The sequence below is a fragment of the Pseudomonas sp. NUPR-002 genome (genome assembly GCF_056322725.1).
This window is the reverse complement of the sequence record NZ_CM150476.1, coordinates 1786007-1801960: the sequence shown is the minus strand read 5'-3', so window position 1 is coordinate 1801960 and position 15954 is coordinate 1786007. Positions and strand designations below refer to the sequence as shown.

Sequence of the window (15954 nt, the reverse complement as noted above, 5' to 3'; positions counted from 1 at the left end):
CCCCTTGCGCACCTGACACCGACCGTGAGAAGTCGTGTGTGCCGAACGCCGTTTCCGGCAGCCCGGAAACCGACGGTATTACATGAAAAGAATGCTGATTAACGCGACTCAACCCGAAGAGTTGCGTGTAGCTCTGGTGGACGGCCAACGTCTCTACGACCTGGACATCGAGTCCGGTGCGCGTGAGCAGAAGAAGGCCAACATCTACAAAGGCCGGATTACCCGGATCGAACCTAGCCTGGAAGCCGCATTCGTCGACTTCGGCTCCGAGCGTCATGGCTTTCTGCCGCTGAAAGAAATCTCCCGCGAATACTTCAAGAAGTCCCCGGAAGGCCGGGTGAACATCAAGGAAGTGCTCAGCGAAGGCCAGGAAGTCATCGTCCAGGTCGAGAAAGAAGAGCGCGGCAACAAGGGCGCAGCCCTGACCACCTTCATCAGCCTGGCCGGCCGCTACCTGGTGCTGATGCCCAACAACCCGCGTGCCGGTGGCATCTCCCGTCGTATCGAAGGCGAAGAGCGCAATGAACTGCGCGAAGCCCTGAACGGCCTGGTTGCCCCTGCCGACATGGGCCTGATCGTTCGCACTGCCGGCCTTGGCCGCAGCAGCGAAGAAATGCAATGGGACCTGGACTACCTGCTGCAGCTCTGGACTGCGATCAAGGAAGCCTCCCAGGACCGCGCTGCGCCTTTCCTGATCTACCAGGAAAGCAACGTCATCATCCGCGCTATCCGCGACTACCTGCGCCAGGACATCGGCGAAGTGCTGATCGACAGCATCGATGCCCAGGAAGAAGCCCTGACCTTCATCCGCCAGGTCATGCCGCAGTACGCCAGCAAGATCAAGCTGTATGAAGACAGCGTTCCGCTGTTCAACCGCTTCCAGATCGAAAGCCAGATCGAAACCGCCTTCCAGCGCGTAGTCGACCTGCCGTCCGGCGGCTCGATCGTCATCGATCCAACCGAAGCCCTGGTGTCTATCGACATCAACTCGGCGCGCGCCACCAAAGGCAGCGACATCGAAGAAACCGCCCTGCAGACCAACCTGGAAGCGGCTGAGGAAATCGCCCGCCAGCTGCGCCTGCGTGACATCGGTGGCCTGATCGTCATCGACTTCATCGACATGACCCCAGCTAAAAACCAGCGCGCGGTCGAAGAGAAAGTCCGTGAGTGCCTGGAAGCTGACCGTGCTCGCGTACAGGTCGGTCGTATCTCGCGCTTCGGCCTGCTGGAAATGTCCCGTCAGCGCCTGCGTCCTTCCCTGGGCGAAAGCAGCGGCATCGTCTGCCCACGCTGCAGCGGCACCGGCATCATCCGTGACGTCGAATCGCTGTCGCTGGCCATTCTGCGCCTGATCGAAGAAGAAGCCCTGAAAGACCGCACCGCTGAAGTTCGCGCCCAAGTGCCGATTCCGGTTGCCGCCTTCCTGCTCAACGAAAAACGCAACTCGATCACCAAGATCGAACTGCGCACCCGGGCCCGTATCGTCATCCTGCCGAACGATCACCTGGAGACCCCGCATTTCGAAGTCCAGCGCCTGCGCGACGACAGCCCGGAAGCACTGAGCAGCCAATCCAGCTACGAAATCGCTGCCACTGAGGCGGAAGAAGCCCAACCGGCTGCAGCCACCCGCACCCTGGTACGCCAGGAAGCGGCGGTCAAAACTGCACCAGCTCGCGCCAACGCCCCAGTGCCAACCACACAGGAGCAACCTGCAGCACCCGTACACGTTGCTCCAGAGCCAAGCCTGTTCAAAGGTCTGGTGAAATCGCTGGTCAGCCTGTTTGCCGGCAAGGAAGAACCTGCCGCCACTCCAGTGGTTGCCGAAAAGCCGGCCACCGAGCGCCCGCAGCGCAACGAAGAGCGTCGTAACGGTCGCCAGCAGAGCCGCAACCGTAACGGTCGTCGCGACGAAGAGCGCAAGCCTCGCGAAGAACGTGCACCACGTGAAGAGCGCCAACCACGCGAAGCCCGCGAAGAAACCCAGGCCCGCGAAGAGCGCGCCCCACGCCAGCCGCGCGAAGAGCGTCAGCCTCGCGCCCCGCGTGAAGATCGCCGCACGCGTGAAGAGCGCCCGGTCCGCGAACTGCGTGAGCCACTGGATGCTGCTCCAGCAGTACGCGAAGAGCGTCCTGAGCGCGCACCGCGTGAAGAGCGTCAGCCGCGTGAAGAGCGTGTAGTGCGTGAAGAACGTGCACCACGCGAAGAGCGTGCACCGCGTGAAGAACGTGCCCCACGTGAAGAACGTGCACCGCGTGAAGAACGCGCCCCACGTGAAGAGCGTCAACCACGCCCGCCACGCGAAGAGCGCCAGCCTCGTCCAGCCGAAGCAACTGCTGAAGCGACCGACGAGCAACTGCCAAACGAAGAACTGCTGCAGGATGACAACCAGGAAGGCACCGAAGGCGAACGCCCACGTCGCCGCTCCCGCGGTCAGCGTCGTCGCAGCAACCGCCGCGAGCGTCAGCGTGATGCCAACGGTGACGTCGTCGAAGGCGCCGAAGACGCTACCGAGGAAGGCAACGAGCCATCGGGCGCTGAACTGGCCGCTGGTCTTGCCGTAACCGCCGCTGTTGCTACCATCAACATCAGCGCTGAAGCCGAAGCTCAAGCCAACGTTCAAGCTGAACGCGCCACCGCAGCCGTTGAACAGACTGCCCCGGTAGCCGCTCCAGCACCTGCCGAAGCGGTCGTCGCTGAAGCTGTTGAGGTCGTTGAATCCACCCAGCCGATCGCTGTCGAGCCTGCCGTGGTTGAAGCACAACAGCCTGTGGTTGCTGAAGAAGTTGCCATCGCCCCTGTGGTCGAGCAGCCAATCAGCGAACCGGTGGCAGTGGTCGAAGCGAGCATCGAGCCGATTGTCGAGGTTGCCCCGCAGCCCGTCGCTGAAGCACCGGTTGCTGTTGCGGTTGTTGCCGAGCCAGTGGTTGAAGCCCCACGCGAGCCAGAAGTTGTTCAGGCTCCAGTGGTTGAGGCTGAAGCCGTTGCACCGGTAGTTGCCGAGCCAGCACCAGTGGTTGCAGAGCCTGCCCAGGCTGCCGAACCGGTTGCAGTAGAAGCCCCGGTGGTCATGCTGCCAAATGGTCGTGCACCTAACGATCCTCGTGAAGTGCGCCGTCGCAAGCGTGAAGCTGAAGCAGCCGCTGCTGCTGCCGCAGCTGAAGCCTCGGAAACCGCAGAAGAGCAAAAGCCGCTCGTCTAAGGTCCAGGCAATAAAAAGCCCCGCCAGGTAGCTGGCGGGGCTTTTTTGTGTCTGTAGGAGCGGGCTTGCCCCGCGATGCGATCTATCAGTGATAACGCATCGCGGGGCAAGCCCGCTCCTACAGGCAGTCAGTAAAGGTTGGGTTCCATTTCCAGGCTTACGCCAAAACGCTCAAGAATATCGGCCTGGATTTTCTGCGCCAGCTGATGCAACTGCCCACCCGTGGCCTGGCCATAGTTGACCAACACCAACGACTGCAAGCGGTGTACCCCAGCATCACCATCACGGTAGCCCTTCCACCCGGCCTGCTCGATCAGCCAACCAGCGGCCAGCTTCACTTGCCCATCAGCCTGTGGATAAGCCACCAGCCCCGGATGCTGCGCACGAATCTGCTCCGCCAGCACGCTTGCCACCACCGGGTTCTTGAAGAAGCTCCCGGCATTACCCAAGTCCGCTGGGTCTGGCAGTTTCTCCCGGCGAATGCTACAGATCGCATCGCTGACATTCTGCGCCGTCGGCTGGCTAATACCCTGCTCGCTCAGACGCTGGCGCACCGGCCCATAGTCCAGGTGTGCGTGCATCACGCGGCTCAAAGCAAAACGCACCCGCAGAATCAACCAACGACCTGGATGCTGCTTGAACACACTGTCACGGTAGGCAAACTGGCATTCATCCAGATCGAAGTCACGCAGCGCGCCGGTCTGCCGATCCAGCGCAGTCAGCCCGGCAAACACATCCTTGATCTCGACGCCGTAAGCGCCAATGTTCTGCATCGGCGCCGCACCGACAGTACCGGGAATCAAGCTGAGGTTCTCCAGCCCCGACAAACCCTGGGCCAGGCTCCACTGCACGAACGGATGCCAAGGCTCCCCTGCCTCGGCTTCTACAATCACCCGCTGGCCGTCATCACTCAGAATACGCAGGCCACTGCTGGCCATGCGCATCACCAACGCCTGCACGTCGGCGGTCAGCAACAGATTGCTGCCACCACCGATGACCAGCACAGGTACATCCTGCGATTTCGCCTGTGTCAGCGCCTGACGAACATCTTCATCATTGTGCGCCTCGGTGAAGTAGCGTGCCCTGACATCAATGCCGAAGGTGTTGTACGGCTTGAGCGATACCTGCTCCTGCCACTGAGCACTCATAAGCGTCCCTTGAGTTCGACGACCAATCGCTGGCAAGCCGCCTCGATCAGGTCTAGCACCTGCTCAAAGCCCTGCTCACCGCCGTAGTAAGGATCCGGCACTTCATCCAACGGGCCTTCATAGCGGCGCAGGAACAAGTCCAGCTCGGCCTTGGCACCTGCAGGCTGCATGGCGCGCAGGTGGCCAAGGTTGCTTTTGTCCATGGCCAGGATCAGGTCATAGTCGTTGAAGTGTTTGGCTTCAACCTGCTGGGCACGCTGCTGCGACAGGTCGTAACCGCGCAATTGCGCGGCGCGACGAGTGCGGCTGTCAGGCTGCTTGCCCACATGCCAGTCGCCGGTTCCGGCCGAGGCCACTTCGACCAAACCCTCCAGGCCTTGGGCCTGCAGTTGATGGCGCAACACACCTTCAGCAGTCGGAGAGCGACAGATATTACCCAGGCACACAAACAGAACCCGCATCAGGCCTCCAGAATGCGCCGGACGCGCTCGAGGTCTTCAGGGGTATCGACTCCCACCGGTGGCGCCTCGATGGCGTCGGCAACATGGATACGCACGCCATGCCAGAGCGCTCGCAGCTGCTCCAACGATTCGGTGCGCTCCAACCAGCACGGCCCCCAACCGACGAAGTCTTGTAGAAAGCCGGCACGGTAAGCATACATGCCGATATGACGACGATAGGGCACACCTTCCGGCAGCATGTCTCGCTGCTGGGCGAATACATCCCGCGCCCAGGGCAACGGTGCACGACTGAAGGTCAACGCCAGACCGTTACAATCGCTGACCACCTTAACGGCATTGGGATTGAACACTGCAGTGACATCGCTGATCGGCTCGGCCAAGGTAGCGATCCCGGCCTCAGGATGCGCGGCCAGGTTCGCCGCCACCTGATCGATGATGACCGGTGGAATCAGCGGTTCATCGCCCTGGACATTGACGACAATGGCATCCGCCGCCAAGCCGAGTTTGCTGGCCACTTCGGCCAGGCGATCGGTGCCTGAATCATGATCTTCACGGGTCATCAGCACTTGCGCGCCGAACGACTCGCAGACCTGGTAAATACCGGCGTCGTCGGTGGCAATCACCACACGACTGGCGCTGCTCTTGCGCGCCTGCTCCCAGACATGCTGGATCATCGGCTTACCGGCAATCATCAGCAACGGCTTGCCCGGCAGGCGGGTAGACGCCAACCGCGCAGGAATCACCACAGTGAAGGTCAGGCTCATTTATCCAGGCGCTCTTCATCGCTCAAGGTGCGCGCTTCGCTTTCGAGCATCACCGGAATGCCATCGCGGATCGGATAGGCCAGGCCGGCGCCCTTGCTGATCAACTCGGTCTTGTCGGCACTGAGCTTGAGTGGGCCTTTGGTGATTGGGCAGGCGAGGATGTCGAGCAATTTGGTGTCCATGGGTATTCCTCAGGCCAGGGGCCGGAAAAAGAAAAGAATCAGGGCTTCGATGATCTCTGTAACAGTCGCTCAAGCTGGCCATCCAGCCAGGCCACAAAGGCCGGCGAAGGCACAGCGTCAACCGCCAGATACCACCAGTCATCGGCAGCAAAGGCACGGCATTTGACTGCGTCCTTTTCGGTCATGACCAGCGGTAGCGCCGGGCTGAAGCTCAGGGCCCGGGCACTGTACTCGGCATGATCGGCAAAAGGATGCGGCACAGGCCGCCATTTTAGCCCCTGCAGGGTATTGAAGAAACGTTGTGGATTACCGATTCCGGCAACCGCATGCAGCGCCTGGCCTGCCGGAAAGTGCTCAAGACCGGCACGCTCTCCGGTGCGCAGGTTGATCAGCGCGGTAGGCTTGAGGGCAAAGGCAAAACCATCGTCGCGATCAGCCAAGGCACCGTTGTAGAGCAGCGCATCGACCGCCTGCAAACGCTCCACCGGCTCGCGCAGCGGCCCGGCCGGCAGGCAACGGCGATTGCCCAGACCACGGGCCGCATCAACCAGTACCAGCTCCAAGTCACGCGCCAGGCGATAGTGCTGCATGCCATCGTCACAGAGAATCAGGTCAAGGGTTTCGCTGGCCAGCAATGCTTGTACAGCGCGTGAGCGGTCCGGATCGATCATCAACGGCACACCGCTACGCTGCACGATCAACAGCGGTTCATCGCCGGCCTCGGCCGCAGCTTGATCAGCCCGCACCCGCCAGGGCAACTGCGGCGGCTTGGCGCCGTAACCACGACTGACCACACCGACGCGCAGACCTTGCTGGCGACAATGTTCGATCAGCCAGAGAATCATCGGCGTCTTGCCCGTGCCGCCGACGGTGATGTTGCCGACCACGATCACTGGCACCGGCGCACGGTAACTGGCGCTCTCCCCGCTGAGAAAACGCTCCCGTTTGCGTAGCACTACGCGGCGATAGAGGGCCTCCAGCGGGCGCAACAGCGCCAACGCCGGATGCCCGTTGTACCAAGCATTGAGTAAACGGTCAGCCAAGGCCATCAAGGGGTCCCCTGAGCAGCCTCGACCGTGGTCATGCGCAACTGGCTGAAACCGAGCTTGCCGGCCGCATCCATGGCAGTCACCACCGCCTGGTGCGGGGTCTTGCCGTCGGCGCTGATCGACAACGGCAGTTTGGTATCACCGGCAGATTCTTTCTGCAGGGCTTCGATCAAGGTGGCCAGATCGCTCTTGGGCAGCAAGTTGTTGTTCAGCGAGTAGACGCCCTCGGCGCTGATGGTGATCTCCAGCTGCTTGAGCTCGCTGTCAGGGGCTGGAGCACCACTGACCGACTCTGGCAGCTCAACGCGCAACTGGGTTTCTCGGGTAAAGGTAGTGGTCACCACGAAAAACAGCAGCAGGATGAACACGACGTCGATCAATGACGCCAGGTTGATATCCACGGTCTCCCGTGGCTTGCGCCGAAACTTCACGCCTTGCCTCCGGCCAGATCGACATCACGGTCGCCCTGCACCACTTCAACCAGTTTGATTGCCTCTTGCTCCATGCCAACCACCAGCTCGTCGATACGGCGCTGCAGGAAGCGGTGGAAGAATACCGCTGGAATACCCACCATCAGGCCTGCAGCGGTGGTGATCAGGGCCTTGGAGATACCCCCGGCCAGCACAGCGGCATTGGCGCTCATGCCGGTGCCCATGAACGCGCTGAAAATGTCGATCATCCCCAGCACCGTACCCAACAACCCCAGCAAAGGAGCCATCGCAGCAATGGTGCCGAGGGCGTTGATATAGCGCTCAAGCTCATGAATGACCCGGGCGGCGGCCTCTTCAATGCACTCTTTCATGATCTCGCGACCATGACGGGAGTTGGCCAGACCAGCTGCCAGAATCTCACCCAGCGGCGAATCGGCGCGCAGGGCCTTGAGCTTGTCGTTGGTCAGCTGTTTGTCTTTGATCCACATCCACACCTGGCCCAGCAGGTGCGGTGGAGTGACCCGGCTGGCGCGCAAAGTCCAGAGACGCTCGGCGACGATAGCCATGGCAGCGATGGAGCTCAGAATGATCGGCAGCATCATCCAACCACCGGACTTGACCAATTCCCACACAGTTAGCATCCCCTTGAAAAAGTCCGCCACTCTACCATAGGACCCTTGGGCACTCATCTGCCGAAGGTCGTCAACTGCGCTCACGCCAGAAGCGCCGCTGGCTACGCTGCCCCTGCGGCTCGCCGAAAGCCCCCAGGCGCAAGCGCACAGCGCCCTGCTCCGCACTGTCGAACACCTCGATACCATTAGTCCGGTAACGCGTCATAACCTCGGCATGCGGGTGCCCGAAGGCGTTGTAACGCCCCCTGGAAATCAGCACACCGCGGGGTGCCGTGGCCGCCAGCAAAGCCTGGCTGGATGAGGTACGGCTGCCATGATGCGGCGCCTGCAGCCAGTCGACCCGAGTGGCCTGCCAGTCGTTGATCCAGGCCCGCTCGCCCTTGGCATCGAGGTCACCAGTAAGCAACAGGCGTTCGCCTCCCGCTTCCACCAACAGCACACAGGACCCTTGATTACTGTCGCCAGCGCCCAGCCACTGCCAGAGCGAAAAATCGACGCCATCCCATTGCCAACGCTCACCACTCACGCAAGGTTGGGCGTGCAGCGCTGGCGCCAGCTTCGCGACTTCGCCGCCCTGAACCCGACGCATCGGCAGCCCACGCTTGAGCGCCATCGCCCCACCGGCATGATCGGCGTCGGCATGACTAAGGAGCATCAGATCAACCTCTTTCACCCCCAATTTGTGCAAGGTCGGCAACACCACCCGCTCCCCCAGGTCGTGATCGGCTAGCGCAGGCCCGGCGTCATACAGCAGCGTGTGATTGCGAGTACGCAGCACGTAGGCCTGGCCCTGGCCAACATCCAGTTGCCAGACATCCAACTGACCATGATCAATACGCTCGCGAGGGGCAAACACGGCCAGCAGTAGCAGAGGCCAGCCCAGCACACGCATGGGCAACCCCGAAGGCAGCAACAGCAGGATCGCACCCAGACACAGCAACAGCCACACCTGCCAGGCTAACGGCTCCGGCACCCAGGCGGGTTGCCACTGTGCCAGATAGGTCAACACGCTGAACAATGCGTCGAGCAACCCACCCGCCAGCCAGAGCAACCCGACTCCAAGCATAGGGACGGGCAGCGTCACAGCGCCCAGCAACGCCAGAGGCAACACCAACAGGCTCAACCAGGGCACGGCAAACAGGTTGGCCAGCGGCGCGCTGAGACTGACAGGCAACCCCAGGGCGATGAGCACCGGCAGCAAGCCCAGAGCGATCAACCACTGCGCTCGGCCCCACGCCCGCCAAGGACTCCAAGCCCCCAGACGGCCACTGAAGGTAAACAGCAGCACGGCAACCGCGGCGAACGACAACCAGAAGCCCGGCAGCAAACTGGCCAGCGGCTCCCACAACAGCACAGCGTTGAGCGCCAGCAGCAACGGCACGCCCACTCCCAGGTGGCGATAGCGCAAACGCCACAGCAGCACCACCGCCAGCATCACGCAGGCACGCTGTACTGGCACCTGGAAACCGGCCAGCAAACCGTAGGCCAAGGCTGACAGAAAGGCTGCAGCACACGCACAGGGCAGCCAAGGTAAAACCCGAGGCCAGGCACCGAGGCGGGCCAGGCCTGCAATCAAGCCATAGACCAGGCCGGCCAGCAGCCCGATATGCTGCCCGGAGATCACCAACAAATGCACGGTGCCAGTCGCCTGCAGCACTTGCCAGCTGTCTCGCGTCAAACCAGCGCCATCGCCCAACACCAGCGCGACCAGCTCGGCCTCTCGCCCTTGACTATCCACACTCAGCAAGCGCTGGCGCACCGAGTCGCGCCAGGCACCCTGGGCAGGCGCTTGCAACGTGCCGGCTTTGACACTACCGGTAGCGCCGATGCGCCGCGCCAGCAAGGCCGCCTCGCGGTCCGGACCATGGGGATTGAGCAAGCCATGCGGGCGTTTGAGGGTAACCGCCAGCCGCCATCGTTCGCCGCTGTTGATCTCAGGCCCGGCAAACCAGCTGAGTTGCAGGCGTTGCGGCAACTGGGCACGGCGTGACTGCGCGGCGTCGATTTCGAACTGCACCGACCGGCCAGTTTGCCGGGGTAAGCCAACCACCCGCCCCTCCAGCCACAGCGTGCGACCATCGAGCGCTGGCGCCAGACGATCATCCAGTGCCTGCTGCGCCGACAGACACGCCCAGCTTAGGCCCAACAGAAACAAGCCCAGCGCACGCGTGCGCCAGAACAAACAAATCACCCCGACCAGCGCCATCAACACGATCATCCCGACCGATGGCAACGCCGGTAAAACACGCAGGCTCAGCAAGCCCAGTGCCAGCGCCACCATCCCTGTGCGCATGGTTTGAAGCTCCAGAAAAATTTCCCTTCCTGAGGCTTAGATCAGCGTGGGCGACTGCTCACTCAATAATTGTCACAAAGTCTGTAATGGGGGCTTTTTAGATTCGGTGCATACTTGCCCCCTTCACCCAGTCGAGAGCCTACATGCCGCGTCGTCTCTTCAAACGCTACATGCCCGACCCGACCAGCATCAGGGAACACAAATCCTTACGCTTTCTCGGCCGGCTGCTGCACGACCCCAACCTCTGGCACCTGAATCGGCATTCGGTGGCGCGAGCCATGGCGGTAGGCCTGTTCGCCGCGTTCATTCCGGTGCCGATGCAGATGTTGCTGGCCGCCAGCCTGGCCGTCATGGTGCGTGGCAACATGCCGATAGCCGTCAGTCTGGTGTGGCTGACCAACCCGTTCACCATGCCGCCGGTGTTCTACTGCACCTACCAGATGGGCGCCTGGCTGATGCAGGTGCCGCCCAGAACCCTGCCAGAAGAACTGACATTCGAGTGGATCACCGGCGAGCTGTCGACCCTGTGGCAGCCGTTCCTGCTCGGCTCGGTGGTGTGCGGCCTGCTGCTCGGTGCCCTGGCCTACTGCCTGACCATGCTCTACTGGCGCTGGTGGGTAGGCCGGCAATGGCACCGGCGCAAGCAAAAGCTGTCAGCTACGCATTCCACGCCCACTGACCAGTAGGCGTACGCAACCCAGGTACAGCACCGCCGTGGCCACCAGCATGAAGGTGATGGCCACGCCGATGCGAATGTCCGACACACCGAGAATGCCGTAGCGGAACGAGTTGACCATGTGCAGCACCGGGTTGGCCAACGACACTGTCTGCCAGAACGGCGGCAACAGGTTGATCGAGTAGAACACCCCGCCCAGGTAGGTCAGCGGTGTCAGGACGAAGGTCGGAATGATCGAGATATCGTCAAAGTTGCGCGCGAACACCGCGTTGATGAAGCCCAACAGCGAGAAGATCGTTGCGGTCAACAACACCACCAGAACGGTCACACCCAGGTGATGGACCTGCAGGTGAGTGAAGAACAGCGACAGAATGGTAACGATCACCCCCACTGCCAGCCCACGCAGAACACCACCGAGGGTGTAACCGATCAAAATCGTATGCGGCGATACCGGCGACACCATCAGCTCTTCGATCGAGCGCTGAAACTTGCTGCCGAAGAAACTCGACACCACGTTGCCATAGGAGTTGGTGATCACCGACATCATGATCAGCCCCGGCACGATGTACTCCATGTAAGTGAAGCCACCCATGTCGCCAATCTGCCGACCGATCAGGTTACCGAAGATCACGAAGTACAGGACCATGGTGATCGCCGGCGGCAGCAAGGTTTGCGGCCAGATCCGAGTGAAACGACGTACTTCGCGATAAACAATGGTATTGAGGGCAACCAGGTTGGCGCTCAGCTCAGAACTCATACCGCCACCTTCGCCAGGTTTTTCTCAACCAAAGACACAAACAACTCCTCAAGACGGTTGCTCTTGTTACGCAGGCTTTGCACTTCGATGTTCTGCAGGGCCAATTGGCCGAACAACGCCGTGATCCCCACATCCTTGTCCACTTGTACCTCCAGGGTGTGCGGGCTGATCAACCGGCACGGATAGCCCACCAGGGTTGGCGCCTGAGGCAGGTCTTGCTTGAGGTCGAGCAGGAACGTCTCGACATGCAGCTTGCTCAACAGCGCGCGCATGCTGGTGTTTTCAACGATGGTGCCGTGGTCGATGATGCCGATGTGTCGGCACAGCTGCTCGGCTTCTTCCAGGTAATGGGTGGTGAGAATGATGGTGATGCCCTGCTGGTTCAGCTCGGTGAGAAAGCTCCACATCGAGCGGCGCAGTTCGATATCCACACCGGCAGTCGGCTCATCGAGAATCAGCAAACGCGGCTCGTGGATCAGCGCCCGGGCAATCATCAAGCGCCGCTTCATGCCACCCGACAACGAACGCGACGGCACATCGCGCTTGTCCCACAGTCCGAGCTGGGTCAGGTATTTTTCGGCGCGTTCTTTGGCCACCTTGGCCGGAATACCGTAGTAACCGGCCTGAGTCACGACAATGTCGAAAGTCTTTTCGAACTGGTTGAAGTTGAACTCCTGCGGCACCACGCCAATGCTGCGCTTGAGCGCTGCAGGCTGACGGTCAAGATCGTGACCGAAGATGCTCACGGTGCCACTGGTCTTGTTGACCAGCGTCGAAAGAATGCCAATGGTGGTGGATTTACCCGCACCATTGGGGCCGAGCAAGGCAAAGAAGTCACCCTCGGCGACGTCCAGATCAATGCCCTTGAGGGCCTGGAAACCGTTGCCGTAGGTTTTGGTTAGCTGCCTTATGGACAGAGCAGAACTCATAGCGGGTCGCGTACCAGTGTGAGGGGTTCAAGACGCGACCGAGCAGGCCGATCGCAGTGAATATGGCCATGGTGCGTGCCCAGGCCATACAAGTACAGTCATGTGTATCGATAATAACTATCAGCTTAACCGTAGTGATCAGGTCAGTGCAGTCATCACCGCCGCCTGGAATGCCGGCCGCTCCTGCAAGCGCTCGTACCAGGCGCGCAAATGGCGCATTTCGGGGCGCTCGATGGGCATTTCGAACCAGGCATAGGCGAAACAGCCCAGGGGGATGTCGCCCATGCCCAGGGACTTACCAGACAGATAAGGCTGGTGCGCCAGGGCCTGGTCAGCAATCGACAACAATTGCGCGCAGGTCTTGTGCGCGGCATTGATCGCGACCCAATCCTGCTGCTCGGCAGGGGTGCGCAGAATACCCCAGAACAGCGGGCGAAACGGTGCCGCCAGCGACGAGGTGACCCAATCCATCCACTTGTCCGCTTCGGCGCGCTGACGTGGGTTGCCGGCATACCAACCATCCTCGGCCCCATACTCGGCCGACAGATAGCGCACGATGGCGTTGGACTCCCAGAGCACCAGCCCCTGATCTTCGATCATCGGCACCAGGCCATTGGGGTTCAGCGCCCGGTATTGCGGCTCATTGACCAGGCCGAAGGCGCCACCAGCATCAATCGCCTCATACTCAAGCCCCAACTCTTCGGCGCACCACAGCACTTTCCTGACATTGGTCGAATTCTTCCGTCCCCAGATCTTGAGCATAACGTCGTCCTGATGAATGAGCGGCCGCCCAGTCTACCCCAGACTCCGGCCCTGACAATCGCCCACAGCCTATGGCGAACTCCTGCTGCCACAACCTGTCACTGTTCTGACAAGCCGAACATCGGATGCCGTCTAAGCTCTGATGGACTGCAAAATGCCCTGAGGTTTCACGGAGGAATGAACATGTTGCTGTTGTGGTTAGTCGTTCTGGTGATCGGTGCCGCCTACCTTGCCCACCGACGCATCGCCGCCCTACCCGCACTGGCCCTGATTGCGCTGTATCTGGTGCTGATGGGGATTTTCAGCCACGCGCCGGGTTGGCTACTGACGATTTTCTGGTTGGTTGTGGCAGCCAAAGCTGCCCTGGTCTTGCTGCCCGAACTGCGCCGCAAGGCGTTCAGCGCCCCGCTGTTCGGCTGGTTCAAACGCACCCTGCCGCCGATGTCGCAGACCGAACGCGAGGCAATCGATGCCGGCACCGTGTGGTGGGATGGTGAACTTTTCAGCGGACGCCCGAACTGGAATACCTTGCTGGGTTACTCCAAAGCCGAGTTGACCGAGGAAGAACAAGCCTTCATCGACGGCCCCACCGAAGCACTGTGCGCGATGGTCAGCGACTGGCAGATCGGCCAGCAACTGGACCTGCCGCCAGCCGCCTGGGAGCACATCAAGTCCAACGGTTTCTTTGCCTTGATCATCCCCAAGGAGTACGGCGGCAAAGGCTTTTCCGCCTATGCCCACTCGCAAGTGGCGATGAAACTGGCGACCCGCAGCGGCGACCTGGCCTCGACGGTCATGGTCCCCAACTCCCTGGGCCCGGCTGAGCTGTTGCTGCACTACGGCACCGACGAGCAACGCCAGTACTACTTGCCCCGCCTGGCCCGCGGCGAGGAAATACCCTGCTTCGCCCTGACCGGTCCACTGGCCGGCTCTGATGCCGGCGCGATGCCCGACAGCGGGGTTATCTGCAAAGGCCAGTGGCAAGGTGAAGAGGTCATTGGCCTGCGCCTGAACTGGGAAAAGCGCTACATCACCCTCGGCCCGGTGGCGACCCTGCTGGGGCTGGCCTTCAAGGCCTACGATCCAGAGCACTTGCTCGGCGAACAAGTGGAACTGGGGATCAGCCTGGCGCTAGTCCCAACCGATACGCCCGGCGTGGACATCGGCAAGCGCCATCTGCCGCTGGGCGCCGCTTTCATGAACGGCCCCAACAGCGGCAAAGACGTGTTCATTCCGCTGGACTACCTGATCGGTGGCCAACAGATGCTGGGCAAGGGCTGGATGATGCTGATGAACTGCCTGTCGGTGGGCCGCTCGATCTCGCTGCCAGCGGTGGGCACCGGCGCGGCCAAGTACACAAGCCTCGTCACCGGCCAGTACGCGCGGATTCGCGAACAGTTCAACGTCCCGCTGGCGGCCTTCGAAGGCATTCAGGAATCGCTGGCCCGCATTGGCGGCAACGCCTTCCTGATGGACAGCGCCCGCCTGCTGACTGCCAAGGCCGTGGACCTGGGAGAGAAGCCGTCGGTGCTGTCGGCCATCCTCAAGTATCACCTGACCGAGCGTGGCCGCGAGTGCATTCAGCACGCCATGGATGTGCATGGCGGCAAGGGCATCATCATGGGCCCGAACAACTACCTGGGCCGCAACTGGCAAGGCGCGCCAATTTTCATCACGGTCGAGGGTGCCAATATCCTTTCGCGCAACCTGATGATCTTCGGCCAGGGCGCGATTCGCTGCCACCCCTTCGTCCTCAAGGAAATGGCCCTGGCAGCACGCGAAGACCATCACCAGGCGCTAAAGGAATTTGACCAACTGCTGATGCAACACATCGGCTTCGCAGTAGGTAACGCCGCCAGCACCCTGATCCTCGGGCTGGGCCTGGGACACTTTGAAAAAGTCCCGGGCGATGCCTTGAGCCAGGGTTACTTCCGCGCCCTCAACCGCCAGGCAGCCGCCTTCGCCTTGCTCGCCGACCTGTGCATGATGCTGCTCGGCGGTGAACTGAAACGCCGCGAGCGCCTGTCAGCGCGTCTGGGTGATGTCCTGAGCCACCTCTACTTGAGCTCGGCGGCGCTAAAGCGCTATCACGACCTCAACTCGCCAGAACATCTGCAACCCCTGCTGCGCTGGGCCATGGAGGAAAGCCTGGGCCAGGCGGAGAAGGCGCTGGATCGCCTGCTCGACAACTTCCCCAATCGTTTCCTTGGCTGTGCATTGCGTGTGGTGGTATTCCCGTTCGGTCGCCAGCACACCGGCCCCAGCGACGCACTGGACGCCGAAGTTGCCGCACTGATTGGGCGCGCCAAAGGCGATCCGGCGCTGGAGGAGCTGCTTGCCGGCTGCTATCGCCCACAGGATGCAGATGACCCGGTAGGTGCGCTGCAGCACGCCAGCACCTTGCTCGACGCCTGCTCCCCCTTGCAGAAAAAACTGCATCAAGCACTCAAGGAGGGCAAGGTCAACCCGGCACCAGGCGAGTCAAACATCGAGGCAGCCCTGCAGGCTGGCGTGCTTGAGGCCGCTGAAGCGCACTCCCTGCTCGCCGCCGAGGCAGCCCGGCGCAAGGTCATCGATGTCGATGCCTTCAGCCAGGAAGAACTGCTGGCGACCCCCGGCAAAATTCGTTAACGGTCGGGACATCGGGCGCTGGGAGCCGTATACTCCCGCG

At 61.6% G+C, this 15954-nt stretch carries 14 protein-coding genes; 3 read left to right on the top strand and 11 right to left on the bottom strand.

Features of this window, described 5'->3' with window-relative positions:
• Positions 1 to 82: 82 nt before the first annotated feature.
• Positions 83 to 3199 (top strand): ribonuclease E, encoded by a 3117-nt coding sequence (gene rne / locus ACVWSC_RS08390; protein WP_442113160.1) that lies wholly within the window; start codon positions 83 to 85, stop codon positions 3197 to 3199.
• A gap of 128 nt (positions 3200 to 3327) precedes the next feature.
• Here rne and murB read toward each other — a convergent pair whose 3' ends face one another.
• The 8 genes from murB to ACVWSC_RS08350 all read right to left on the bottom strand — a co-directional run bounded on the left by murB (position 3328) and on the right by ACVWSC_RS08350 (position 10159).
• A complete protein-coding gene (gene murB / locus ACVWSC_RS08385; RefSeq protein ID WP_442113158.1) occupies positions 3328 to 4347 on the bottom strand; it encodes a UDP-N-acetylmuramate dehydrogenase in 1020 nt (339 codons plus the stop codon).
• Positions 4344 to 4808, bottom strand: coding sequence for a low molecular weight protein-tyrosine-phosphatase (locus ACVWSC_RS08380; protein WP_442113156.1), 465 nt, complete (start codon positions 4806 to 4808; stop codon positions 4344 to 4346). Before ACVWSC_RS08380 ends, murB begins: the two co-directional genes overlap by 4 nt.
• The gene (gene kdsB / locus ACVWSC_RS08375) at positions 4808 to 5572 is read right to left on the bottom strand and encodes a 3-deoxy-manno-octulosonate cytidylyltransferase (RefSeq protein ID WP_442113154.1); all 765 of its coding nucleotides are present in this window, start codon (positions 5570 to 5572) and stop codon (positions 4808 to 4810) included. Before kdsB ends, ACVWSC_RS08380 begins: the two co-directional genes overlap by 1 nt.
• Positions 5569 to 5754: a Trm112 family protein gene (locus ACVWSC_RS08370; RefSeq protein WP_442113152.1), complete on the bottom strand. Its 186-nt coding sequence runs from the start codon at positions 5752 to 5754 to the stop codon at positions 5569 to 5571. The genes kdsB and ACVWSC_RS08370 overlap by 4 nt, the downstream gene beginning before the upstream one ends.
• Before the next feature lie 38 nt (positions 5755 to 5792).
• Complete coding sequence (gene lpxK / locus ACVWSC_RS08365) at positions 5793 to 6803, bottom strand: tetraacyldisaccharide 4'-kinase (RefSeq protein WP_442113150.1); 1011 nt, start codon at positions 6801 to 6803, stop codon at positions 5793 to 5795.
• On the bottom strand, positions 6803 to 7234 hold the full coding sequence (locus ACVWSC_RS08360) for an ExbD/TolR family protein (RefSeq protein ID WP_442113148.1): 432 nt from the start codon (positions 7232 to 7234) through the stop codon (positions 6803 to 6805). The genes lpxK and ACVWSC_RS08360 overlap by 1 nt, the downstream gene beginning before the upstream one ends.
• A complete protein-coding gene (locus ACVWSC_RS08355) occupies positions 7231 to 7866 on the bottom strand; it encodes a MotA/TolQ/ExbB proton channel family protein (RefSeq protein WP_442113146.1) in 636 nt (211 codons plus the stop codon). The genes ACVWSC_RS08360 and ACVWSC_RS08355 overlap by 4 nt, the downstream gene beginning before the upstream one ends.
• Before the next feature lie 70 nt (positions 7867 to 7936).
• Positions 7937 to 10159: a DNA internalization-related competence protein ComEC/Rec2 gene (locus tag ACVWSC_RS08350; protein WP_442113144.1), complete on the bottom strand. Its 2223-nt coding sequence runs from the start codon at positions 10157 to 10159 to the stop codon at positions 7937 to 7939.
• Positions 10160 to 10302: 143 nt separating this feature from the next.
• On the opposite strand from ACVWSC_RS08350, the gene ACVWSC_RS08345 reads away from it, so the two are divergent.
• Positions 10303 to 10845: a DUF2062 domain-containing protein gene (locus ACVWSC_RS08345; protein ID WP_442113142.1), complete on the top strand. Its 543-nt coding sequence runs from the start codon at positions 10303 to 10305 to the stop codon at positions 10843 to 10845.
• Here the strand turns inward: ACVWSC_RS08345 and ACVWSC_RS08340 are convergent.
• The 3 genes from ACVWSC_RS08340 to ACVWSC_RS08330 form a co-directional block, all read right to left on the bottom strand.
• Entirely contained in the window at positions 10813 to 11592 is a 780-nt protein-coding gene (locus tag ACVWSC_RS08340) for an ABC transporter permease (RefSeq protein WP_442113140.1), read from the bottom strand. The two genes, ACVWSC_RS08345 and ACVWSC_RS08340, sit on opposite strands and share 33 nt — an antisense overlap.
• Entirely contained in the window at positions 11589 to 12521 is a 933-nt protein-coding gene (locus tag ACVWSC_RS08335; RefSeq protein WP_442113138.1) for an ABC transporter ATP-binding protein, read from the bottom strand. The genes ACVWSC_RS08340 and ACVWSC_RS08335 overlap by 4 nt, the downstream gene beginning before the upstream one ends.
• Positions 12522 to 12659: 138 nt before the next feature.
• Positions 12660 to 13283 (bottom strand): glutathione S-transferase, encoded by a 624-nt coding sequence (locus tag ACVWSC_RS08330; protein ID WP_442113136.1) that lies wholly within the window; start codon positions 13281 to 13283, stop codon positions 12660 to 12662.
• A 183-nt stretch (positions 13284 to 13466) separates the two neighbouring features.
• On the opposite strand from ACVWSC_RS08330, the gene ACVWSC_RS08325 reads away from it, so the two are divergent.
• Positions 13467 to 15914: an acyl-CoA dehydrogenase gene (locus tag ACVWSC_RS08325; protein WP_442113134.1), complete on the top strand. Its 2448-nt coding sequence runs from the start codon at positions 13467 to 13469 to the stop codon at positions 15912 to 15914.
• The last annotated feature ends 40 nt before the right edge of the window (positions 15915 to 15954 follow it).